The 21597-nt window shown below is 71.0% G+C and carries 21 protein-coding genes; 15 read left to right on the top strand and 6 right to left on the bottom strand.

Features of this window, described 5'->3' with window-relative positions; all coding sequences use genetic code 11:
* The first annotated feature begins 1 nt into the window (after position 1).
* Both J2X21_RS04920 and J2X21_RS04915 read left to right on the top strand, forming a co-directional pair.
* On the top strand, positions 2-712 hold the full coding sequence (locus J2X21_RS04920; RefSeq protein WP_310325647.1) for a substrate-binding periplasmic protein: 711 nt from the start codon (positions 2-4) through the stop codon (positions 710-712).
* Between the two features lie 10 nt (positions 713-722).
* On the top strand, positions 723-1421 hold the full coding sequence (locus tag J2X21_RS04915) for a substrate-binding periplasmic protein (protein ID WP_310325644.1): 699 nt from the start codon (positions 723-725) through the stop codon (positions 1419-1421).
* Here the strand turns inward: J2X21_RS04915 and ispF are convergent.
* Positions 1410-1901, bottom strand: a complete 492-nt coding sequence (gene ispF / locus J2X21_RS04910; protein WP_310325641.1) for a 2-C-methyl-D-erythritol 2,4-cyclodiphosphate synthase — start codon at positions 1899-1901, stop codon at positions 1410-1412. The two genes, J2X21_RS04915 and ispF, sit on opposite strands and share 12 nt — an antisense overlap.
* A gap of 69 nt (positions 1902-1970) precedes the next feature.
* On the opposite strand from ispF, the gene J2X21_RS04905 reads away from it, so the two are divergent.
* The 7 genes from J2X21_RS04905 (at position 1971) to J2X21_RS04875 (ending at position 10581) form a co-directional block, all read left to right on the top strand.
* Positions 1971-2669 (top strand): substrate-binding periplasmic protein, encoded by a 699-nt coding sequence (locus J2X21_RS04905; RefSeq protein WP_310325638.1) that lies wholly within the window; start codon positions 1971-1973, stop codon positions 2667-2669.
* 91 nt (positions 2670-2760) lie between these two features.
* A complete protein-coding gene (locus J2X21_RS04900) occupies positions 2761-4959 on the top strand; it encodes a patatin-like phospholipase family protein (protein ID WP_310325637.1) in 2199 nt (732 codons plus the stop codon).
* Positions 4960-5069: 110 nt separating this feature from the next.
* Positions 5070-5639: a DUF4402 domain-containing protein gene (locus tag J2X21_RS04895; RefSeq protein ID WP_310325634.1), complete on the top strand. Its 570-nt coding sequence runs from the start codon at positions 5070-5072 to the stop codon at positions 5637-5639.
* Positions 5640-5673: 34 nt separating this feature from the next.
* A complete protein-coding gene (locus J2X21_RS04890; RefSeq protein WP_310325631.1) occupies positions 5674-6114 on the top strand; it encodes a hypothetical protein in 441 nt (146 codons plus the stop codon).
* A gap of 16 nt (positions 6115-6130) precedes the next feature.
* Entirely contained in the window at positions 6131-6592 is a 462-nt protein-coding gene (locus J2X21_RS04885) for a DUF4402 domain-containing protein (protein WP_310325628.1), read from the top strand.
* A 78-nt stretch (positions 6593-6670) separates the two neighbouring features.
* Positions 6671-7510, top strand: a complete 840-nt coding sequence (locus J2X21_RS04880; RefSeq protein ID WP_310325625.1) for a fimbrial biogenesis chaperone — start codon at positions 6671-6673, stop codon at positions 7508-7510.
* Between the two features lie 23 nt (positions 7511-7533).
* Positions 7534-10581 (top strand): hypothetical protein, encoded by a 3048-nt coding sequence (locus J2X21_RS04875; RefSeq protein ID WP_310325623.1) that lies wholly within the window; start codon positions 7534-7536, stop codon positions 10579-10581.
* On the opposite strand, the gene ispD is transcribed toward J2X21_RS04875, so the two are convergent.
* Positions 10547-11260 carry a 2-C-methyl-D-erythritol 4-phosphate cytidylyltransferase gene (gene ispD, locus J2X21_RS04870; protein ID WP_310325621.1) on the bottom strand — a complete coding sequence of 238 codons (714 nt, stop codon included), beginning with the start codon at positions 11258-11260 and terminating at the stop codon, positions 10547-10549. The genes J2X21_RS04875 and ispD overlap by 35 nt on opposite strands.
* 19 nt (positions 11261-11279) lie before the next feature.
* On the bottom strand, positions 11280-12059 hold the full coding sequence (locus J2X21_RS04865) for a class II aldolase/adducin family protein (protein ID WP_310325618.1): 780 nt from the start codon (positions 12057-12059) through the stop codon (positions 11280-11282).
* A 71-nt stretch (positions 12060-12130) separates the two neighbouring features.
* Here J2X21_RS04865 and J2X21_RS04860 point away from each other — a divergent pair, with 71 nt between their 5' ends.
* The 6 genes from J2X21_RS04860 to J2X21_RS04835 all read left to right on the top strand — a co-directional run bounded on the left by J2X21_RS04860 (position 12131) and on the right by J2X21_RS04835 (position 19988).
* Complete coding sequence (locus tag J2X21_RS04860) at positions 12131-13171, top strand: RNA methyltransferase (protein WP_310325615.1); 1041 nt, start codon at positions 12131-12133, stop codon at positions 13169-13171.
* A 103-nt stretch (positions 13172-13274) separates the two neighbouring features.
* Positions 13275-13868: a chalcone isomerase family protein gene (locus J2X21_RS04855; RefSeq protein WP_310325612.1), complete on the top strand. Its 594-nt coding sequence runs from the start codon at positions 13275-13277 to the stop codon at positions 13866-13868.
* A 46-nt stretch (positions 13869-13914) separates the two neighbouring features.
* Entirely contained in the window at positions 13915-14244 is a 330-nt protein-coding gene (locus J2X21_RS04850) for a hypothetical protein (protein ID WP_310325609.1), read from the top strand.
* A gap of 107 nt (positions 14245-14351) precedes the next feature.
* Positions 14352-15563, top strand: coding sequence for a TolC family protein (locus J2X21_RS04845; protein WP_310325606.1), 1212 nt, complete (start codon positions 14352-14354; stop codon positions 15561-15563).
* Between the two features lie 3 nt (positions 15564-15566).
* Positions 15567-16871 (top strand): efflux RND transporter periplasmic adaptor subunit, encoded by a 1305-nt coding sequence (locus J2X21_RS04840; protein ID WP_310325604.1) that lies wholly within the window; start codon positions 15567-15569, stop codon positions 16869-16871.
* A 9-nt stretch (positions 16872-16880) separates the two neighbouring features.
* Positions 16881-19988 carry an efflux RND transporter permease subunit gene (locus J2X21_RS04835; protein WP_310325602.1) on the top strand — a complete coding sequence of 1036 codons (3108 nt, stop codon included), beginning with the start codon at positions 16881-16883 and terminating at the stop codon, positions 19986-19988.
* Here the strand turns inward: J2X21_RS04835 and J2X21_RS04830 are convergent.
* The 3 genes from J2X21_RS04830 to J2X21_RS04820 all read right to left on the bottom strand — a co-directional run bounded on the left by J2X21_RS04830 (position 19985) and on the right by J2X21_RS04820 (position 21571).
* Positions 19985-20509, bottom strand: coding sequence for a hypothetical protein (locus J2X21_RS04830; RefSeq protein WP_310325600.1), 525 nt, complete (start codon positions 20507-20509; stop codon positions 19985-19987). The two genes, J2X21_RS04835 and J2X21_RS04830, sit on opposite strands and share 4 nt — an antisense overlap.
* A 126-nt stretch (positions 20510-20635) precedes the next feature.
* On the bottom strand, positions 20636-20935 hold the full coding sequence (locus J2X21_RS04825; protein ID WP_310325598.1) for a YciI family protein: 300 nt from the start codon (positions 20933-20935) through the stop codon (positions 20636-20638).
* A 12-nt stretch (positions 20936-20947) separates the two neighbouring features.
* On the bottom strand, positions 20948-21571 hold the full coding sequence (locus J2X21_RS04820; RefSeq protein ID WP_310325595.1) for a TetR/AcrR family transcriptional regulator: 624 nt from the start codon (positions 21569-21571) through the stop codon (positions 20948-20950).
* Positions 21572-21597 lie beyond the last annotated feature (26 nt).

Below are 21597 nucleotides of genomic sequence, written 5' to 3'. Positions count from 1 at the left end.
CATGCCACGGGCCGTCCTGCTGCTCTCTCTGCTGCTGATGCACGCCGCCGCCCAGGCCCAGGCACCGGTGCTGGAGATGCTTGTCTACCCCAACGCCGGTGTGTTCGAGTCGGCGCCCGGCCAGAGTGCGGGTGGCCCCGGTGGCGCGATGCTGCAACGGCTGCAAACGCTCAGTGGCGTGAAGCTCAACCAGCAGCTCATGCCCATCCCGCGCGCGCTGCTGACCGTGAAACAGAAGCCGGGCCACTGCATGGTCGCGGTGTCGCGCACGCCCGAGCGGGAGGCGACGCTGCTGTGGGTCGGTCCCTGGGCGCGCGGCGCCACGGCCATCTTTGTGCGCGGCGACGACCCGCGCCGCGTCCACGATCCGCTGGAAGTGCGCGGTGGCAGCATCGTCGTGCTGCGCGATTCGGCGCCGTCGGACTGGCTCAAGTCGCAAAGCATCCCGGCCACGGAGGTCAAGGACAACACCACCGGCCTGCGCATGCTGCAGGCGCGGCGCGTGGACTTCTGGCTGGCCAACGACCTGGCCGCGCATTTCGTCATCCGCGCCGACGGCGGGCCGGCGCCGCGCCAGGTCTACAACTTCGGCCGCATTGACCTCTACATGGGCTGCCACACGTCCACCGACCCGGCCGCCGTCGCGGCGCTGGACGCTGGCATCGCCCAGATGCGCCGCAACGGCGAACTCACCGAGTTCGGCATGCGCTAATCTGGCTGCCATGCCACGAGCCGCCGCGCTTGCCTTGCTGCTGGGATGCACCGCCCAGGCGCAAACCGTGGACATGGTCATCTATCCCAACGCCGGCCTGTTCGAGATCGAGAACGGCCGCTTCACCGGCCCCGGCGCACCGATGCTCGCCAGGCTGGAGACGATCAGCGGCGTGCGCATGAACGGTCAGTCCATGCCCATCGCACGCGCGTTGCAGCCCGGCATGCTGAAGTCCGGCGCCTGCCTTGTCGGCCTGCCGCGCACGCCCGAGCGCGAAGCCGCGTTCCGCTGGGCCGGCCCCTGGTCCAGCAGCACCATCACGCTGTACGGCCGCCCCGGCGAGACCCGCCAGGTCAACGGCCCTGAGGATATGCGCGGCGCAACGACCGGCGTGCTGCGCGAGGCGCTGCCCGCGGCCTGGCTGAAAGAGCACCGACTGGCCAGCCATGAGGTCAACGACGTGGCCACCGGCCTGCGCATCCTGCACGCCGGCCGCGTCGACTACTGGCTGGGCAGCGACGTCGTGGCGCGCTTCGCCGTCAAGGCCTCGGGCGTGCCCGCGCCCCGCGTGCTCTACAGCTTCGGCCGCATCGACCTGCACATGGCCTGCCACCCGGGCACGCCGGCCGCCATCGTCGAGCGGCTGCACGCTGGCATCGAACAGCTGCGCCGCAGCGGCGAGCTGGTGGAATTCGGCCTAGGCCGCTGACAGCAGGCAGACGGCGCGCGCTTCCATCGCACGCCCTTCGCCCACCGGCCCCATCTTCTCGGCCGTCTTGGCCTTCACGTTGATCTGGCCCACATCCACGCCCAGCACCTCGGCCAGCCGTGCGCGCATGGCCGGGATGTGCGGCGCCATCTTGGGCGCCTGCGCAATGATGGTGGCGTCCAGGTTCACCAGCCGCCAGCCGGCCTGGCCCACGCGGCGGTAGGCCTCGGCCAGCAGCACCATGGAGTCGGCGCCCTTGAACTCGGCCGCCGTGTCGGGAAACAGCTTGCCGATGTCGCCCAGGGCGGCGGCGCCCAGCAGCGCGTCGGTGATGGCGTGCGCCAGCGCGTCGGCGTCGGAGTGGCCCAGCAGGCCGTGCGTGTGCGGGATGGTGACGCCGCCGAGGATCAGCGGCCGGCCGGTGACGAGCTGGTGGGTGTCCCAGCCCTCGCCGATGCGCAGGGAAGTCAAGGCTGTCATACGTGAATTGTCGGACACCCCGTTGCGCCCGGCCTCGTCCACAATCCGTTGCAACAAGCTAACCCAGCCATGCGCAGGTTCCTCCTCTCGCTTGCGTTCGTTTGCGGCCCCGCCACGGCGCTGGGGCTGAATCTGGTTGTGTTCCCCAACCCGGGCCTGTTCGAGGTTGAGGCCGACCAGTCCATCGGCGGTCGAGGCGCCGTGTTGCTGCACAAGCTGGCCGACGTCAGCGGCCTGACGCTGAACCTGCAGGCCATGCCCATCCCGCGCGCGCTGAGCACCGGCGCGGCCACGCCCGGCAGCTGCCTGGTGGGCATGACGCGCACGCCCGAGCGCGAGGCCCAGTTCCAGTGGGCGGGCCCGCTGGCCAGCGGAGCCCTCGTCGTCTATGCCCGCGGCGACGACACGCGCCTGCTGCAAACGCCCGCCGACCTGCGCGGCCACGGCGTGGTGGTGCAGCGCGACTCGGCGCCTGCGGCCTGGCTGCGCCAGCAAGGCATCACGGCCCAGGAGGTCAGCCAGCCGGTCACCGCGCTGCGCATGCTGCAGGCGGGCCGCATCGATTTCTGGCTGGCCAACGAACTCAGCGCCGCGCCGGCCATCCAGGCCGAAGGCGGCAACGCCATCAAGGCCCATCTGGTGGTGATGCGCATCGACGCCTACATCGCCTGCCATCCCGGCACGCCCGCCGAGCTGACCGCCCGGCTGCATCAGGCCCTGCAGAAGATGCGCCGCCAAGGCGATCTGGCCCACTTCGGATTGAAGTGAGGCCCCTCGCGGCTTGGGGGCGGCCCGGCGCTCGGCCCGTCGTGCTGGAAGCACCGCGAACGCGAAAAGAACACTGCTATGGTGCCGCGCCATGCGACGCCCCCTGCTCTGTGCCCTGCTCCTGTTGATCGCCACCACGACGGTGCTGGCGCGCACGCCGCCACCCCGTCCGCGCATCGGCGTCGTGCTGTCAGGCGGCGGCGCGCGCGGCCTGGCGCACATCGGCGTGCTGCGCGTGCTGGAGGAGAAGCAGGTGCCGGTGGACCTCATCGTGGGCACCAGCATGGGTGCAGTCGTGGGCGGTGCCTATGCCTCGGGCCGCAGCCTCGATGAGATCGAGGCGCTGGTGAAGGGCGCGAACTGGAACGCCATCCTGGCCGACCGCCCCGCGCGCGAGCGCCTGTCCATACGCCGGCGCGAGGACGACGAGCGCCTGCCCTCGCGCATCGAGTTCGGCTTCGACCTGCAGCGCGGCGCCACGCTGCCCAGCGGGGCCGCCGGCAACGGCCAGCTGGAGGCCACGCTGTCGTCGCTGCTGCCCACGACGCGCGCCGAGGATCCGCTCCGCACGCTGCCACTGCCCTTCCGCGCGGTCGCTACCGACCTGCTGTCGGGCGCGATGCTGGACCAGGCCGACACGCCGCTGTTCCTGGCGCTGCGCGCCTCCATGGCCGTGCCGGGCGTGTTCGCGCCGCTGCGCGTGAACGGCCGGCCGCGCGTGGACGGCGGGCTGGTGCGCAACCTGCCCATCGACCTGGCGCGCAACCTGGGTGCCGACATCATCATCGCGGTCAACGTGGGCACTCCGCTGCTGGAAGACCGCGAGATCACCAGCGCCGTCATGGTGGCCAACCAGATGCTGCAGATCCTGACCGAGCAGAACGTGCAGCGCTCGCTGCAGGAACTGCGGCCGCAGGACATCGTCATCGACCCCGACCTGCCGGGCATGGGCTTCATGGACTTCTTCCGTGCCGACGAGGCCATGGCCACCGGCCGCCGCGCGGCGCTGGCGGCCGGCGAGCGCCTGGACGCGCTGGCCCACCCCGCGGCGCAGGCCGCGCTGCAGCAGCAGCGCCGCGCCAACCCCGAAGCCGCCATGCAGGCCCTGCCGCTGGCGGAACTGAAGATCACCGGCACCAAGCGGCTGAACGCCGAGGCCTTGCGCGCCGAGCTGGCGCTGCTGCCCGGCGACCGCGTGGGCCGCGCCGAGCTGAACCTGGCCGCCGAACGGCTGGACGGCATGGGCGACCTGGAACGCATCGAGCTGGACGTGGAGGACCGCGATGGGCAGCGCACCGTGGAGCTGCGCGTCACCGAGGCCGACTGGGCCGCCAGTCGCGTGCGGCTGGGGCTGGAGCTGTACAGCAACTTCGCCGACGCCAACCGCTATTCGCTGGTGGGTATGCACGTCGCCAACTGGCTGAACCCCTGGGGAGCCGAGCTGCGCACGGTCGCCCGCATCGGCTCCACACGCGGCCTCAACACGGAGTTCCATCAGCCGCTGGGCGCCGGCTCGCGCTGGTTTGGCGCTGCGCGCCTGAGCTACGAGGCCGGCAGCAACGACGTCTTCAACCAGGGCCAGCGCGCGCTGCGCCTGGCCAGCAGCCTCACCAGCGCGCAGCTGGAACTGGGCCATCGCGTGGCCGGCCTGGGCGACCTGCGCTTCGGCGTGGGCCGGCTGCGCGCCAGCGACGAGGTGGTGCTGCCCGTCGTGCCGGGCGGCAGCCGCCGGTCCCAGTTGTACGGGCAGCAATACCTGGAGCTGCACACCGACTCGCTGGACTCGCTGGCCTTCCCCAGCCGCGGCCAGTGGACCACCGCACGCATCGAATGGCTGCAGCCGCGCGGCGAGCCCAGCGTCATCAACGCGTCGCTGCTGGGGCTGAAGGCCTTCCGGCTCGGCGAATGGGCCGGCCAGGTCTACGGCGAGCTGGCGCATGCCGAGCGCGGCCAGGCGCGGTCGCTGGGCGGCTACCTGCGCCTGTCGGGCACGCCGGACGGCTCGCTGGTGGGCGAGAACATGGCGCTAGCCCGCCTCGTCATGGCGAGGCGCATCGGCGAGATGCCGGTGGGCCTGGGCGGCGCGGTGCGCGTGGGCTTCTCGCTGGAGACGGGGGCAATCGGCGCGGGGTCAGGTCTGAAGCTGTCCAACCTGCCGCGCCATGGCTGGCAGCAGGCCGTCAGCGGCTTCCTCAGCGTGGACACGCGCTTCGGGCCGTTCTTCCTCGCGCTGGGCGCCACGCGCGGCGGCGAGACGGCGGCCTATCTGCTGCTGGGGCCGACCTGGTAGACGCGGCTCAATTCAAGCTCCAGCCGCCGCGGTCGATAACAGGTCCGGGAGGGTCTGCGCCGCCACGGCACAGGCCCGACGGGGCTCGCCCAGAGCGACTGGAGATTGCCATGAACACAAGAACCCAACGCCCGATGCTGCTGCCGACCCTGTTGGGGGCGGTCATGTTCACCCTGGTGGCGCTGGCCAGCCTGCGCGTCGCGCAGGCCGCCGACAACGCCACCGCCAGCGCCACCGCCGAGGTGCTGCAACCCATTGCCGTCACCAAGAACAACGACCTGGTGTTCGGCAACGTCGTGGCCGGTAACGGCGTGGTGACCGTCGCGACCGACGGCACGCGCACCAAGGCGGGTGCCACGGCGCTGCCCACCGGCGTCACGGCCGTGGCCGCGCGCTTCGACGTGACCGGCACCGGCAGCGCCACCTTCGGGATCGACTACACCGGCAGCGACACGGTGCTGACCGACGCCAGCAGCAACACGATGGCAGTGGACTGGATCACCGAGTCCGTCACCACGACCACGCCCACCGGCAAGACCGACGAGACCACCGATGCCGCCACCGGCACGCTGGCCTCGGGCGCGGCCTACATCTACGTGGGCGGCAAGCTGACCGTGGGCGGCGCGCAGGCGGCCGGCACCTACACCGGCGTCGTCAAGGTGACGGTGGCCTACAACTGAAGCTCGCGCCGAAGTCCGTGCGACCATGGCCGCCATGAAGCCCGCCACCCTGCCCCATCCATCGCCGTTGTGGCGTGTGGGCCTCCCGGCGCTGTTGGCCCTGCTGCTGGCCGCGGACGCGGCGCGCAGCGGCAGCGCGATGGCGCAGGCCAGCGCCCGGGTCGTGGAGCCCGTCGCCATCACGGCCTGGCTGGGCACGCCGGTCAGCGTGCAAGACCTGCTGCTCGCGCGTGACGCACCGGCCGGCCCCGCCACCGGCGACCTCGTGCCCAGAATGCCGGCGGCCAGCCCGCCACCCCCGCTGCCACGCCTGCCCGCGGCCACCATCCTCGGCGCCGTCGAGTCACGCTCGCCATTCGCGATCGACATGGCGCAAAGCGCAGGTTCGCTGGCGCGCGGCCCGGCGGCTGCGGTGTCTGCGGCGGCCGACCACGACGGCGACAGCCCGCTGGTCATCACCGTCGCGTTCAACTAACCAGGGCCAGCCGCCCATGCTGCGTCTGCTGCGCCCGGTCGGGGCCGCGCTGCTGTTGGCCGTCGGCTCTGCCGCGCCAGCGCAGACGCTGACCAACAACACCGCGTTGTCCTTCGGCGCCTTCACGGCCGGCAGCGGCGGCACGGTCAGCGTCAGCCCCGCCGGCGCACGTGGCAAGACCGGCTCCGTGATCCTGGTCAATCAGGGCGCCCCCGCTGCGGGCGCGCAATTCACGATCAGCGGCACGCCCAGCGCGTTGTTCGACATCACGCTGCCGGCCAACGGCACCATCTTCCTCAGCGATGGCGCCGCCGGCAGCATGGCGCTGAACAACTTCACCAGCAGCCCCTCGGTCAGCGGCATGCTGTCGGGCGGCGGCACGCAGACCATCACCGTTGGCGCGACGCTGACCGTGAACAGCGCTCAGACGCCGGGCAGCTACAGCGGCAGCTTCATCGTGACGGTCAACTACCAGTAGCCGCCCGGTGACGAACAGCACCGGAACTCCGCCGCTTTTGTAACTTTCGGTGCATCGCCCGGCGGTCACCATGCCGGCATGCTTGCAATCCGCTCCGCCCCCCGGCTGGCCGCCCTGGTCATGCTGTTGCTGTGCCGCCCGGCACTGGCGGACCTGATGCTGTTCCCCACCCGCATCGTGTTCGACAAGCAGCGCGCCGCGCAGGTCGAGCTGATGAACCAGGGCAGCACGGCCGAGACCTACCGCATCAATCTCGTCCACCGCCGCATGGGGCCCAACGGCGAGTTCATCGCCATCGACAGTCCCGGCCCCGGCGAGCAGTTCGCCGAGCCCATGCTGCGCTACTCGCCGCGCCAGGTCACCATCCCGCCCGGCGGCTCGCAGATCGTGCGCATCCTGTTGCGCAAGCCCGACGGCCTGGCCGAGGGCGAGTACCGCTCGCACCTGCAGTTCGACCGCGTGGCCGAAGCCAGCGGCAGCAGCAGCGTGGAAGACCTCGCCCGGCGCGACCAGAAGGCCGTGGGCGTGACCATCCAGGCGCTGGTGGGCGCGTCCATTCCGGTCATCGTGCGCCAGGGCGACACGCACGCGAAGCTGGAGCTGACCGACATCGCCGTGCAGCCGCCCGCCGCCGGCAGCGCCGCGGGTCAACTGAGCTTCCAGATGCGCCGCGAAGGCAACCGCTCGGTGTACGGCGATCTGCTCGCCACGTTCACCACCACGGCGGGCGTGACCTTCGAGGTCGCGCGGGCCGGCGGCGTGGCCGTCTACACGCCCAATGCGGCGCGACGCGTGCAGTTGCCGCTGCAGATGCCAGCGGGCGGCAAGCTGCCGGCGGGCGTGCTGCGCGTCAGCTTCAAGGAACGCCCCGAGTCCGGCGGCAAGCTGCTGGCGGAAGCCAGCCTCAACCTCCCGTAAGCGGCCCCGCGCCGCGACCCACCATGGCCCGGCTGCTCACGGCCTGTGCCCTTGCCTGTGCGCTGCTGAGCGCACACGCCGCGCCCGACGACAGCGTGTCGCCGCTGCGCAAGCTCGATGTGCAGGTTGACGGCCGCAAGCTGCAGGAACCGCTGGATCTCTACCAGACCGACTACCAGGTGCTGCTGCCGCTGGCGGCCGTGTCACGCCTGCTGGGCATGGACACGCGCGTACAGGCCGCACATGGCCGCGCCGCCGGCACGCTGCCGGGCAGCGGCGAGGCCTTTTGCCTGGACCTGAACGACGCCAGCATGCGCGTGGGCGACCGCCGCTCCAGCTTCGAGCCACGGCTGGCCCAGGTCATCGGCGACGACATCTATGTGTCCACGCAGCTGCTGTCGCGCTGGCTGAAGCTGGAGCTGGCGGTGGACCTGCCGCACTGGCAGCTGCGCCTGCGCACGCCGGACGGCACGGCCTTCGCTTCTGCCCCGCCACCGCCCTCCTCGCCTGTCGCCGTCACGCGGCGGCTGGACGACAGCAACCTGCTCGTGCTGGAAGTGCAGCTGGACGGCATGGTGCTGTCCGACAGCTTCACCGCCTACCAGGACGGCGGCCAGACGCTGTTGCCGCTGGGCGAACTCTCGAGGCTGCTGACGCTGGCCGTGCAGGTGCAGCCCGAGCGCGGCAGCGCCAGCGGGACGCTGCCCGGCGACAAGACCTTCGGACTCAACCTCGCCGACGCGCAGGTCACGGTGGCCGGCCGCGAACAGGGCTTCGAGCCGCGGCTGGCCGGCGTCGTGGGGGACGACATCTATGTGTCGCGCCGGCTGCTGAGCCGCTGGCTGCCGGTGGACCTGCAGCTGGACCTGGCCGCGCTGCAGCTCAAGGTCGTGCCGCGCGAGAAGCTGCCGCTGCAGGCTCGGCTTGAACGCGAGCGCCTGGCCGCGGCGCTGGCCGGCCTGACCGCCGCGGACACGCGGCCCAACTATCCCTACACGCCCTCGTCGCCCGGGCTGATCGGCGTGCCCAGCATCGACCAGTCCTTCGGCGCCGACGCCCGCTTCGGCCGCGGCTCGCGGCAGTACAAGGCGGCCTACACCGCCTACCTGACCAGCGACCTGCTGGGCATGGAAGGCTCGGCCTACCTGCTGAAGACGCGCGACAAGACCCGGCCCGATCTGCGCATGACGCTGGCCCGCCACGACCCCGACGCCGAGCTGCTGGGCCCGCTGCGCGCGCGCTCGGTGGCGCTGGGCAACCTGGCGCTGCCCAGCGTGCGCAACGTCATGCCCGGCAGCGCCACGGGCAACGGCGTGTCGGTCAGCAACCGGCCGCTGGACCAGCCCAACAGCTTCGACCGCCACAGCCTGCGCGGCGACCTGCCGCCCGGCTGGGACGTCACGCTGTACTACAACGACCAGCTGCTGGGCTTCCAGAGCTCGCGCGCCGACGGCCAATACGCGTTCGACGACCTGCCCTTGTCATTCGGCGCCAACGAGTTCCGACTCGTCTTCCACGGCCCGCTGGGCCAGCTGCGCGTGGAGAAGCAGAACTTCATGCTGGATCGCGCCAGCCTGAAAGCCGGCGAGCTGCACTACACGCTGGCCTCGCAAGTGGCCGACGATGGCTCCGTGCGCAGCGTCGCGCAGGCCGAACTTGGACTGGGCCAGCGGCTCACGGGTCAATTCGGCCTGGTGCGCCGACCGCGCATGGTGGGCAGCCCCGGCGGCTTCGTCAGCGGTGAGCCGCTGGACTACGGCCAGCTGGGCCTGCTGGCCTACTTCGACAGCATGATCGTCAGCTCGCAGCTGACCGGCATGCGCGGCGGCGGCCTGCTGGGCGAGCTGGGCGTGAAGACGCGGCTGGCCGGCATGGCCGTGGACCTGCTGCACACGCAGCGCCAGGGCGGCTTTGTCAACGACCTGCTCGCCGGCGTACGCCAGCGCAGCGAGCTGCGCCTGCAAGGCGGCTGGCGGCTGTTCGGCCTGCCGCGGCTGGTGCTGGACTTCAACGCCCAGCGCAGCGCGCTGGATGGCGGCTTCAGCAGCACACAACTGGCCTTGCGCACCTCGGCCATGCTGTGGGGCACGGCCGTGTCCAACAGCCTGCGCTGGCAGCGCACCGGCGACGACGCCCGCACCGACGGTGCGCTGCAGCTCAGCCGCCGCATGGCCGACATCGGCTTCTCCGCCCAGTTCAACTACCGCGTGCAGCCCGGCGCCAGCCTGCAGGCCGTGGCCGTCAGCGCCGACCGCAGCCTGGGCGACGGTTACCAGCTCAGCGCCGGCCTGCTGCGCGCGATCGACACGGGCCTCACGCTGGCCTCGGCCGGCTTCAGCAAGAACCTCGGCACCTTCGGGCTCGCGCTGAGCGCCAGCTACACCAACCAGCGCGAGCTGGCGCTGGGCCTGCAGCTGTTCGTCGCGCTGGATCGCGACCCGCGCAACGGCCGCTGGAACTTCGACGGCCAGCCGCTGGCCGGAAGCGGCGCCGTGTCGGCGCGCGCCTTCGTGGACCGCAACATGAACGGCATCCGCGACGCCGACGAGGAGCTGGTGCCCAACGCCGGCTTCATCCTGAACGGCGGCGGCCGCCACCCACGGCTCACGGGCGCCGAAGGCACCGCGCTGCTGAACCGCCTGGCGCCGGGCCGCTATGCCGACATCGCGCTGGACCCGACCACGCTGGAAGACCCGCAATGGCGCCCGCTGACGCCGGGCGCCCGCGTGCTGCCACGGCCGGGCCGCGTGGAGATGCTGGAGTTCCCGGTCATCGTGACCTCCGAGGTGGAAGGCACGGTCTGGCTGGTGGAGGGGAATGGCCGCAAGCGCGGCATCGGCGCGGCGCAGGTGGAACTGGTGGACCACGACGGCCAGGTCGTCGCCACCACCACCAGCTCGGCCGACGGCTACTACCTCTTCCACCAGGTCGCACCGGGCCTGCGCCGGCTGCGCATCGCGCCCGATCAGGCGGCCAAGCTGAAGCTGCAGGGGGCGCTGGAGCGGGATTTGGATGTGCCGAGCAATGGCGACTTTCTCAGCGGGCAGGATCTGGAACTGAAGCTGCAGTGAGCAGGCGTTCCGCGAGCGCGAAGTCCTCGGGCCAGGTCACCTTGAAGTTGGCCATCGACGCGCGCACCAGCTGAGGCGCCAGGCCCAGCGCCTCGACGGCGCTGGCCTCGTCGGTGGCCGCGGCGCCCATGGCCTGCAGCGCGCGCTCGACGAGGCCCAGCCGGAACATCTGCGGCGTCTGGGCAGCCCATTTGTCGCGGCGGTCCACGGTGGCGGTGACCCGGCCTTGCGCGTCGCCCGCCTTCAGCGTGTCAGCCACGGGTTGGGCCAGCAGGCCACCGACGGCGTCGTCCGCGCAGGCGTCGATGAGCGCATCCACCCACTCGGGCCGCAGCAGGCAGCGCGCGGCGTCGTGCACCAGCACCCAGTCGCCGTCGGTCGCGCCGCGGGAGCGGAGTTCGGCCAGGCCGCCCAGCACCGTTTCCGCACGGCTCGCACCGCCCGCACGCGCGACCCACGCCTTGCAGCCCGGCAGCGCGGCCTCGAAACGATCGTCGGCCGGTGACAGCACCACCAGCGTCTGCGTGATGCGTGGCACCGCCGCCAACGCGGCCACCGTGTGGGCCAGCATGGGCTGGCCGGCGATGAACACGTACTGCTTTGGCATGCCAGCGCCGGAGCGTTCGCCGATGCCGGCGGCGGGAACGAGGGCGAAGAAGCGGGTGGGGCGGGAAGTCATTCCGCCCATTGTCAGCCGGTCAGGCGTCGTGTCCGGGGTTCTGGCGCGCGAGCCTTCTGAGCAAACCCGGCCAGGCCAACTCGGCGCCCGAACCCCGCATGACCTTGTCGCTCTGCGCACGGATGCCGGCGAGGATCTGCGACGGGATGCGGATCAGCTCGCCACCACCGGCCTGCGCCGCGATCTGGATCTCGCAGGCGCGCTGCAGCATGAACATCTTCAGGAAGGTGTCGGCCGCGCTGTGGCCCAGTGTCAGCAGGCCGTGGTTGCGCAGCATCATCAGCGAAGTCTTGCCGAGGTCACTCACCAGGCGGGCCTTCTCGTCGGGGTTGAGCGCCACGCCCTCGTAGTCGTGATAGCTCAGCGACGCCAGCGGGAACAGGCTGTGCTGCGAGATGGGCAGCAGGCCCTCGCGCCGCGCGCTGACCGCAACGCCGGCCACCGTGTGCAGGTGCATGACGAAATGCGCCTCGTCGCGCGCCTCGTGCACGGCGCTGTGGATGATGAAGCCGGCCGGGTTCACGTCAAACTCGCTGGGCCCGACCTTGGCGCCGGCCTGGTCCACCTTCACGAGGCTGCTGGCCGTGATCTCCTCGAACATCATCCCGTAGGGGTTGATCAGGAAGTGATGCTCCGGCCCCGGCACACGGGCCGAGATGTGCGTGAAGATCAGGTCGTCCCAGCCGTGCAGCGCGGCCAGGCGGTACAGGGCAGCGAGGTCGCAGCGGACCTGCCATTCGTCGCGGGCGATGGAGTCGGGTGGTGCCATGTTTGTCTCCTTCTGGTGCCGGATCAGCATAGTCCCGCCCTGCAGCGCGGCATGTCACCTGGGCGCTGGCTTTTTGACGCCTCGGGGACAATCGCCGTGCCATGCAGTTGATTTCCGATGTCCGCCAGCGCCTGCGCGCGCTGGGCGCCAACCCCGCCCATGAAAGCCGCATCCTGCGCCACTGGGTGCAGAACCTGCCGCTGGACGCCGGCAAGCAGCCGCTGCAGGGCTGGCTGCCCAAGGCGGTCATGGAGGCGCTGCCGGGCCTGTTCGCCGAGCTGGACGGGCTGCTGGCGGTGAGGAGCGAACACGCCGGCGGCGACGGTCTGTCGGCGCGGCTGCTGCTGGGCCTGAACGACGGCCAGACCGTGGAGACGGTGCTGCTGCCGCGCGATGGGGTCTGCGTGTCCAGCCAGGTGGGCTGCGCGGTGGGCTGCCGTTTCTGCATGACCGGCGTGGATGGACTGATCCGCCAGGTCGGCAGCGCCGAGATCGTGGCGCAAGTGGTGCTGGCGCGGCGCAAGAACGCCAGGCTGAAGAAGGTCGTCTTCATGGGCATGGGCGAGCCGGCCCACAACCTCGCCAACGTGCTGGATGCGATCACGCTGCTGGGCCGCGAGGGCGGCTTCGCGCACAAGCAGCTGGTGTTCTCGACGGTGGGCGACGAGCGCGCGTTCGCGGCGCTGAACGAGGCCGACGTGAAGCCCGCGCTGGCGCTGTCGCTGCATACGACCGATGCAGCCAAGCGCGCCGACCTGCTGCCGCGTGCGCCGCGCATCTCGCCTGAAGACCTGGTCGACGCGGCCGACGCCTATGCGCGCGCAAGCGGCTACCCCATCCAGTACCAGTGGACGCTGCTGGACGGCGTCAACGACGGTGCCGACGAGCTGGACGGCATCGTGCGTCTGCTGAAGGGCCGCTACGGTCTGCTGAACATGATCCCGTTCAACAGCAACGAGGGCCTGCCCTTCACGCGCCCGAGCTGGGAACGCGCCCGCGCCATCGCCGCCGAGCTGAGCGCGCGCGGCGTGCTGACCAAGCTGCGCGACTCCGCCGGCCAGGACGTGGAAGGCGGCTGCGGCCAGCTGCGCGCCCGCGAGGCCAAGGGCCGGCCGGCCCGTGTCGTGAGGATTCACGCCTGACGGAGGGAACTGCCACCAGAAACGGTGACGCCCGGGCCCTTCCCGCCCCGCAGAATGCGCCAGCCGCAGCGAGGCGGCGAGAAGAACACCCATCGGAGAAGACATGACTCAGCCCTGGACCGCACGCGGTCGCATCGCGATGGCCGCAGCTGGCCTGGCCCTGTGCCTGCAGGCTGGCGCGGCACCCACCGTCAACAAGTTCGAGCCCACGGCCCAGCTGGGCGGCAGCGCGCTGCTGCTCAACGGCAAGGGCACGCGCGTGCGCCTGGTGTTCAAGGCCTACGACATGGGGCTGTACACCGCCAAGCGCGCTTCCACGCCGGCCGAGCTGCTGGCGCTGCCCGGCCCCAAGCGGCTGCAGTTCACCGCGCTGCGCGAACTGCAGGGCACGGAGCTGGGCCGGCTGTTCCTGCGCGGCATGGGCGACAACACGCCCAGCGCGCAGATGACGCGCCACACGCTGTCGACGACGCGCCTCATCGAGATCTTCTCCGGCAAGCCCAAGCTGATGCCCGGCGACACCTTCGCGATGGACTTCATCCCCGGCAAGGGCACGCAGTTCTACATCTCGGGCCAGGCCCAGGGCGAGCCCGTGGGCGACGACGAGTTCTTCACGCTGGTGCTGAAGATCTGGTTCGGCGACTCGCCGGCCGACAAGCAGCTGCGCGACGCGCTGCTGGACGGCGGCAAGGAATAAGGTCTTTGGCTGCGACCTGCTCGCAGCGTCCCTAGAATCCGCCGCCATGCGTCGCTGGTTCCTTGCCCTCATGGCCTTGCTGGTCGCCGCCCAGATGAGCTGGGCGGGCGCGCAGCTGTGCTGCGTGGACGAACTGGCCGAGCAGGCCAGCACGATGCAGGCGAACGAGGCGGCCCGTGCCGACAAGGCCGGTGAGCCCCATGCGGTCTGCGAGACCGGCCACTGCCACTGCCATCACGCGGGCTGTGCCACGCCCATTGACCAGGCCGATGGCCTGCCGCTGACGCAAGCCGCCCCGCCCGAACCGGGCGTCGCCGCGCGGCCCAAGTCGCACATCCCCGCCGGGCTGGAACGCCCCAATTGGCAGCGCGCCTGATTCGGCGCGCCGCTTCCCCTCTTTTCCTTCATCGCTGAAGCGAGGCACCCGCCGGGTGCCGGCCGCGCGCCGAACCGTCCGCCGTTGTTCCACCACCGGAGAGTTCGATGCGATCCCTGTTACCGGCGCTGCTGTTGGCGCTGGCCCCTGGCGTCTGCGACGCCTTGACGCTGGCCGAGGCGCAAGCCCTGGCCCTGACCCACAACCCCGACCTGGCCCACGCGCGGCTGGAGCTGCAGGCGCTGCAAGGCGCCGAACTGCAGGCCGGCGCGCGGCCCAATCCCGAGCTGGGCGTGCTGCTGGAAGACACCCGCGCCGCCACGCGCACGTCCACCGTGCAGCTCAGCCAGGCCATCGAGCTGGGCGGCAAGCGCACCGCCCGCCAGGCCGCCGCCGCCCAGGCGCGCGAGCAGGCCGCCGTGATGCTGCTGGCCAAGCAGGCCGAGGTGCGCGCCGCCGTGGCCGCGGCCTTCTTCGAGCTGCTGGGCGCCGAGGCGCAGGCCAGGCTCGCCACGTCGTCCGTCGAGCTGGCGGGCAGCGCCACGAACGCCGCCGACAAACGTCTGCAGGCGGGCAAGGTGCCGCCGCTGGAGCTGGCCAAGGCCCGCGTCGCCGAAGCGCAGGCGCGCGCCGAGCTGGCCCAGGCGCAGAGCGAGGCGCTGCAGGCCCGCGCCCGGCTGGCCGCGCTGTGGGCGCAAGGCCCGCAGGCGGTCACCGCCCTTGAAGGCGGCACCGGCGCCCTGCCCGCGCCGCCCACCGAGGCGCAGCTGGCCGCGTGGACGGCCGACGCGCCCGCGCTGCGACTGGCGCAGCTGGACATCACCCGCCGCCAGGCGCTGACCGAAGGCGAGCGCGCCAAGCGCGTGCCCGACCTGACCTTCACGGTGGGCGCCAAGCGCGACGCCGAGTTGGGCCGCACGCAGGCCGTCATCGGCTTCTCGCTGCCGCTGCCGGTGAGCGACCGCAACCAGGGCGGCCTGCTGGAAGCGCTGCGGCGCGAGGACCAGGCCCGCGAGGCGCTGACCGCCGCCACGCTGAAGCTGCAGGCCGACGTGGCCGCCGCCACCGAGCGCCTGCGCGCCAGCCGCGAGCAGGCGCGGCTGCTGGCCGATGACGCGCTGCCCGTCGCACAGACGGCGTTTGACACCGCGCTGAAGGGCTACGAGCTGGGCAAGTTCGCCTTCCTGGACGTGCTGGACGCGCAGCGCAGCCTGTTCCAGCTGCGCCGCCAGCAGCTGCAGGCCAGTGCCGATGCCCACCGCGCCGCTGCCGAACTCGACCGGCTGCTCGGCCGCAACACACAAGACCAAAAGGACTGATCCATGGACAAGAAAAACAAGCTGGCCATCGCGGCCGTGCTGGTCATCGCCGTCGTGCTGGGCGCCTTCATCCTGCGCAGCGGCAAGCAAGCCGCCGGCGGACACGACCACGACGCTGAACAAGGCCATGGCGACCATGGCCACGAGCACGAAAAGCCCGCGGCCAAGTCCGATGACCACAAGGACGGCCACGACCACAAGGACGGCGATCACGATCACGACAAGCCCGCAGCGCCTGCCGCCGCTTCGGCCCCCGCGGCACACGCCGAGCCCGCACCGCGCGCCAGCTTCAACGACGAGCAGCTGCGCCACAACGGCATCAAGCTCGCAACGGCGGGGCCGCAACGCATCGCCGGCACGCTGGAGCTGATGGGCGAGGTGAAGCTGAACCAGGACCGCAGCGTCGTCGTCACGCCGCGCCTGGCCGGCGTAGTGCAGGCCGTGCGCGTGAGCGCAGGCGACCGCGTGCAGCGCGGCCAAGTGCTGGCCGTCGTCACCAGCCCGGCGCTGGCCGACCAGCGCGCCGAAGCGCTGGCGGCGGAGAAGCGCCTGGCGCTGGCGCGCCAGACGCACGACCGCGAGAAGAAGCTGTGGGAGGACAAGATCTCCGCCCAGCAGGACTACCTGGCCGCGCGCCAGGCGCTGCAGGAGGCCGAGATCACCGTCGAGCGCGAGCGCCAGAAGCTGGCCGCGCTGGGTGCGTCCGGCGGCAGCGGCACGCAAGGCCTGGCGCAGCTGGAGATCCGCGCACCCATCGCCGGCGTTGTCGTCGACAAGAAGATCAGCGTGGGCGAGGCGCTGAAGGAAGACGCCGCCATCTTCCAGCTGGCCGACCTGAGCAGCGTCTGGGTGGAGCTGGTGGTGCCGGCGCAAGACCTGGCCCGGCTGCAGCCGGGCGCACACACGCGCGTGAAAGCCACGGCGTTCGATGCCGAGGCCCCAGGCAAGCTCAGCTACGTAGGCGCGCTGGTGGGCGAACAAAGCCGCAGCGCGACGGCGCGCGTGGTGCTGGCCAACCCGCAGGGCGTGTGGCGGCCGGGCCTGCCGGTCAGCGTGACGCTGACGCACGGAGAGGTGGACGTGCCGGTGGCCGTCACGCTGGATGCGGTGCAGACGCTGGAAGGCCGCTCGGTCGTGTTCGTCAGGCGCGCGCAGCAGTTCGAGACCGTGGTGGTGAAGACCGGCCGTGCCGACGACAAGCACATCGAGATCGTGCAAGGTCTGCCCGCGGGCGAGCGCTATGCGGCGAAGAACAGCTTCATCGTGAAGGCCGAGCTCGGCAAGAGCGAAGCGGCGCACGAGCACTGAGGAGGCGAGATGTTCGAAAAACTCATCCGCTTCGCCATCGCGCAGCGCTGGCTGGTATTGCTCGCTGTGTTCGGCATGGCGGTGCTGGGGGTGTTCGCCTACCAGCGCCTGCCCATCGACGCCGTGCCCGACATCACCAACGTGCAGGTGCAGATCAACACCGAGGCGCCGGGCTACTCGCCGCTGGAAGCCGAACAGCGCGTCACGTATGCGATCGAGACGGCCATGGCCGGCCTGCCCCGTCTGGAGCAGACGCGCTCGCTGTCGCGCTACGGCTTGTCGCAGGTCACCGTCGTTTTCAAGGAGGGCACCGATATCTACTTCGCCCGCCAGCTCGTCGGCGAGCGCATTCAGCAGGCGCGCGAAGCGCTGCCGGCCGGCCTGACGCCGACGCTGGGCCCCATCTCCACGGGTCTCGGCGAGATCTACATGTGGACCGTGGAGGCCAAGCCCGGCGCACTGAAGCCCGACGGCACGCCGTACACGCCGACGGACCTGCGCGAGATCCAGGACTGGATCGTCAAGCCGCAGCTGCGCACGGTGCCCGGCGTAACCGAGATCAACACCATCGGCGGCTTTGCGCGGGAGTACCAGGTCTCGCCCTGGCCCGACCGCCTGGCCGCGCGCGGCCTGACGCTGGCCGACGTCGTGAACGCGCTGGAGCGCAACAACGCCAACGTTGGCGCCGGCTACATCGAGCGGCGCGGCGAGCAGGTGCTGATACGCGCGCCGGGCCAGGTGAAGAGCCTGGACGACATCGCCGACATCGTCGTCACCACCACGCAGGGCGCGCCGGTGCGCGTGCGCGACGTGGCGGATGTGGGCTTCGGCCAGGAGCTGCGCACGGGCGCGGCCACCGAGAACGGCCGCGAGGTGGTGCTGGGCACGGTGTTCATGCTGATGGGCGAGAACAGCCGGCAGGTGTCGCTGGCCGTGGACAAGCGCCTGGAAGAGATCAACCGCAGCCTGCCTGCTGGCGTCATCGCGCAGACGGTGTACGACCGCACGACGTTGATCGACAAGGCGATCAAGACCGTGCGCACCAACCTGATTGAAGGCGCGCTGCTGGTGATCGCGGTGCTGTTCGCCTTCCTGGGCAACCTGCGCGCGGCCGTCATCACGGCGGCGGTGATCCCGCTGTCCATGCTGTTCACGTTCAGCGGCATGGTGGCCAACAAGGTGAGCGCCAACCTGATGAGCCTGGGCGCGCTGGACTTCGGCATCATCGTGGACGGCGCCGTCGTCATCGTCGAGAACTGCCTGCGCCGGCTGGGGCATGCGCAGGCATCGGCCGGCCGTTTGCTGACGCGCAAGGAGCGCTTTGCCGAGGTGTTCGCCGCCGCCCGCGAGGCGCGCCGGCCGCTGCTGTTCGGGCAGCTCATCATCATGGTGGTCTACCTGCCCATCTTTGCGTTGAGCGGCGTGGAAGGAAAGATGTTCCACCCGATGGCGTTCACGGTCGTCATCGCGCTGCTGGGCGCCATGCTGCTGTCCGTCACCTTCGTGCCGGCGGCCGTGGCGATGCTCGTCACCGGCAAGGTCGAGGAGAAGGACAACCGGCTGATGGCCGCCGCAAGGCGCGGCTACACGCCACTGCTGGACTGGACCTTCGCCAACCCCGCGCTGGTGATGACCATCGCCGGCGTGACCGTCGGCTTGAGCGCGCTGATGGCCACGCGCATGGGCAGCGAGTTCATTCCCAGCCTGGACGAAGGCGACGTGGCGCTGCACGCGATGCGCATCCCCGGCACGGCGCTGGGCCAGGCGGTGGAGATGCAGCGCGAGCTGGAGCGTACGCTGCTGCAGGCACCGGAGGTGGCACGCGTGTTCTCCAAGATCGGCACGGCCGAGGTTGCCACCGACCCCATGCCGCCCAACGTGGCCGACACGTATGTGATGTTCAAGCCGCGCGCCGAGTGGCCCGACCCGAAGAAGACCACCGACGCGGTGATGGCCGACCTGCAGGAGCTGGCCGCGAAGCTGCCCGGCAACAACTACGAGTTCACGCAACCCATCCAGATGCGCTTCAACGAGCTGATCTCGGGCGTGCGGGCCGACGTGGCGGTGAAGGTGTTCGGCGACGACATGGCGACGATGGAAGGCACCGCCGCACAGATCGCCAAGGTGCTGCAGGACGTGCCCGGCGCCGCCGACGTGAAGGTGGAGCAGACCACTGGCCTGCCGGTGCTGACGATGGACATCGCCCGCGACCGCATCGCGCGGCTGGGCCTGAGCCTGGCGGACGTGCAGCAGACCGTGTCCACGGCCATCGCCGGGCAGGAGGCCGGTGCTGTGTACCAGGGTGACCGGCGCTTCGACCTGCTGGTGCGGCTGCCGGAAAGCCTGCGCGGTGACCTGGACGCGCTGAAGCGGTTGCCGCTGAAACTGCCCTCGGGCGGCCATGTGCAGCTGGGCGAAGTGGCCACCTTCGACCTGCAGCCCGGCGCCAACCAGGTCAGCCGCGAGAACGGCAAGCGCCGCGTCGTCGTGACGGCCAATGTGCGCGGGCGCGACGTGGGCTCGTTCGTGGCCGAGGCGCAAGGCCAGCTCGCCGAGCGCGTGAAGGTGCCCGCCGGCTACTGGATGCAGTGGGGCGGCAGCTTCGAGCAACTGCAGTCCGCCACCGCGCGGCTGAAGGTCGTCGTGCCGGTGGCGCTGGGGCTGGTGTTCGTGCTGCTGTTCGCGATGTTCGGCAACGTGCGCGACGGGCTGCTGGTGTTCACCGGCGTGCCGTTCGCGCTGACCGGCGGCATCGTGGCGCTGTGGCTGCGCGGCATCCCGCTGTCCATCTCGGCGGGCGTGGGCTTCATCGCGCTGTCGGGCGTGGCGGTGCTGAACGGGCTGGTGATGCTGGCCTTCATCCGCGCGCTGCGCGACGAGGGCAAGCGGCTGGCTGATGCGGTGCGCGACGGCGCCGTCTCAAGGCTGCGGCCGGTGCTGATGACGGCACTGGTGGCGTCGCTGGGCTTCGTGCCGATGGCGCTGGCCACCGGCACCGGGGCCGAGGTGCAGCGGCCGCTGGCAACGGTGGTCATTGGCGGCATCCTGTCGTCGACCGCGCTGACGTTGCTGGTGCTGCCGCTGCTGTACCGGTGGGCGCACCGGCGCGCAGGCTAGTTCCCCAAGGCAACGCGCGCCATGTCAAAGCGGGCGCCGTCGCCGTGCGGCGTCACCTTCACGACGCGAAAACGCTTGCTGGTGCCGACGCGGAACTCGTAGACACCGGTCGGCAACGCGCCTTCCTCGCAGCTCAGCCGCTCCGTCTTGTCACCCTGGGGTGGCTTGACCCGGGCGGCCGGCTCGCGGCAGTCCAGCACCGTGCCGTGCTGCTTCAAGGCCTGGGCATAGAAAGCCGCCACGCGGGCGGGCGAGTCGGCCACCTGGAACTTCATCGCGCTGACGCGCAGCCCAAACGACCCGGCCCAGGCGCCCAGCGTCACGGCCGACTTGTCGCCCTGGCTCTCGCTGTAGGGCGTGGCGCCGGGGTAGGCCGGCAGGCCCAGATCGGCCAGCGATGCGCGCTCCTTGCCTTCAAAGCCGATGCTGAAGCTCTTGGCGTCGTCACCGGCCCAGGCCGGTACGGCCAGCAGCCCTGCAGCCAGCAACCAGGCTGCGCGCGTCGTTCTCGCGTTGTTCATCGCAATCTCCTTGTCGAAGACCGCAGCCTAAGAGGCGCGCCTAGCCTCGCCCACTCGCGGGCGACAGTCTGCACGACGGCACGGACAGGCCGCAGCGAACGCCGACAGAAGCAGCGACGCCGGCCTTCAGGCGGCGGCAGGCGCAAACAGTTCAGCCATACCCGGTGCCCAGCGCGATGGCGACACGGCGTGCACCTCGGCGTCAACCACGCCGTGCTCGACGAAGGGATCCTGCGCCACGCGCGCGAGCAGACTGTCGCGGTCAGGGCCACGCGCCAGCACGACGCCGCCCTGCCCCTCGCCCAAAGATCCCGCCATCAGGAACACGCCGTCGTCCAGGCCCTGCTTCAGCCACTGGCCATGCTGGGCCATCCACTGGCCGGCCTGCGCGCGCTGGGCGCCGAATCGAAGGAAGACGATGTACATGCGGACTCCAGGTCAAGATGCGCGCCGACGCGCGCGCGCGGGTGGTACGAGCGACGCCAGCCAGGCGTCGATGAGCGCCACCTCGTGGCGGATGAAGGCTTCGTCACGGAACGCATTGGCCAGCGTGGCGACGCCCTGGCTGCGCGACAGCAGGTGCAGCGCCAGCGCGTGGGCGTCGTCTGCATGGCCCAGCGCCTCGAACTGCTCGCGCAGCCAGTCGCGGAACTGGCCGAAGATCATGCCGGCCTGCCCTTGCGCCGGGTGCTCCAGCTTGGCCAGTTCGGTGCACAGACTGCCCACCGGGCAGCCGTAGCGCTGGATGTCCTTGCGGTTGACGATCAGCATCCGCGCGAAGCAGCGCAGACGCTCCAGCGGCTCATCGGACTCGCCGGCCCAGGCTTCCAGCATCGCCTGCGTACCCGCAGCGCGCCGCTCGATGACGGCCGCAAGGATGTCGTCCTTGCTCTTGAAGTGGTAATAGAAGTTGCCGCGCGAGATCTGCACCTGCGCGGCGATGTCGGCAAACGACGTGCGGTCGAAGCCGCGCTGGTAGAACAGCGCGTCGGCCACTTCGACGATGTGATCCCGCGTGGTGGCTTCGGGTGCGGGCACCGAGGCGGCTTTGCTGCGCGGCATGCGCGACTCCTAGGTCATCTGTCCTA

Origin of the sequence: Roseateles asaccharophilus, from assembly GCF_031458115.1 — a bacterium.
Lineage (GTDB): Bacteria > Pseudomonadota > Gammaproteobacteria > Burkholderiales > Burkholderiaceae_C > Pelomonas > Pelomonas asaccharophilus_A.
Note: the sequence above shows the minus strand (reverse complement) of the source record. Positions and strands in the feature narration are given on the sequence as shown.

Bases quoted from the DNA above. Each gene is read 5' to 3' on its own strand.
- J2X21_RS04920 (WP_310325647.1), top strand. From the start codon at position 2: ATGCCACGGGCCGTCCTGCTGCTCTCTCTGCTGCTGATGCACGCCGCC.
- J2X21_RS04915 (WP_310325644.1), top strand. From the start codon at position 723: ATGCCACGAGCCGCCGCGCTTGCCTTGCTGCTGGGATGCACCGCCCAG.
- ispF (WP_310325641.1), bottom strand. From the start codon at position 1,901: ATGACAGCCTTGACTTCCCTGCGCATCGGCGAGGGCTGGGACACCCAC.
- J2X21_RS04905 (WP_310325638.1), top strand. From the start codon at position 1,971: ATGCGCAGGTTCCTCCTCTCGCTTGCGTTCGTTTGCGGCCCCGCCACG.
- J2X21_RS04900 (WP_310325637.1), top strand. From the start codon at position 2,761: ATGCGACGCCCCCTGCTCTGTGCCCTGCTCCTGTTGATCGCCACCACG.
- J2X21_RS04895 (WP_310325634.1), top strand. From the start codon at position 5,070: ATGAACACAAGAACCCAACGCCCGATGCTGCTGCCGACCCTGTTGGGG.
- J2X21_RS04890 (WP_310325631.1), top strand. From the start codon at position 5,674: ATGAAGCCCGCCACCCTGCCCCATCCATCGCCGTTGTGGCGTGTGGGC.
- J2X21_RS04885 (WP_310325628.1), top strand. From the start codon at position 6,131: ATGCTGCGTCTGCTGCGCCCGGTCGGGGCCGCGCTGCTGTTGGCCGTC.
- J2X21_RS04880 (WP_310325625.1), top strand. From the start codon at position 6,671: ATGCTTGCAATCCGCTCCGCCCCCCGGCTGGCCGCCCTGGTCATGCTG.
- J2X21_RS04875 (WP_310325623.1), top strand. From the start codon at position 7,534: ATGGCCCGGCTGCTCACGGCCTGTGCCCTTGCCTGTGCGCTGCTGAGC.
- ispD (WP_310325621.1), bottom strand. From the start codon at position 11,260: ATGACTTCCCGCCCCACCCGCTTCTTCGCCCTCGTTCCCGCCGCCGGC.
- J2X21_RS04865 (WP_310325618.1), bottom strand. From the start codon at position 12,059: ATGCTGATCCGGCACCAGAAGGAGACAAACATGGCACCACCCGACTCC.
- J2X21_RS04860 (WP_310325615.1), top strand. From the start codon at position 12,131: ATGCAGTTGATTTCCGATGTCCGCCAGCGCCTGCGCGCGCTGGGCGCC.
- J2X21_RS04855 (WP_310325612.1), top strand. From the start codon at position 13,275: ATGACTCAGCCCTGGACCGCACGCGGTCGCATCGCGATGGCCGCAGCT.
- J2X21_RS04850 (WP_310325609.1), top strand. From the start codon at position 13,915: ATGCGTCGCTGGTTCCTTGCCCTCATGGCCTTGCTGGTCGCCGCCCAG.
- J2X21_RS04845 (WP_310325606.1), top strand. From the start codon at position 14,352: ATGCGATCCCTGTTACCGGCGCTGCTGTTGGCGCTGGCCCCTGGCGTC.
- J2X21_RS04840 (WP_310325604.1), top strand. From the start codon at position 15,567: ATGGACAAGAAAAACAAGCTGGCCATCGCGGCCGTGCTGGTCATCGCC.
- J2X21_RS04835 (WP_310325602.1), top strand. From the start codon at position 16,881: ATGTTCGAAAAACTCATCCGCTTCGCCATCGCGCAGCGCTGGCTGGTA.
- J2X21_RS04830 (WP_310325600.1), bottom strand. From the start codon at position 20,509: ATGAACAACGCGAGAACGACGCGCGCAGCCTGGTTGCTGGCTGCAGGG.
- J2X21_RS04825 (WP_310325598.1), bottom strand. From the start codon at position 20,935: ATGTACATCGTCTTCCTTCGATTCGGCGCCCAGCGCGCGCAGGCCGGC.
- J2X21_RS04820 (WP_310325595.1), bottom strand. From the start codon at position 21,571: ATGCCGCGCAGCAAAGCCGCCTCGGTGCCCGCACCCGAAGCCACCACG.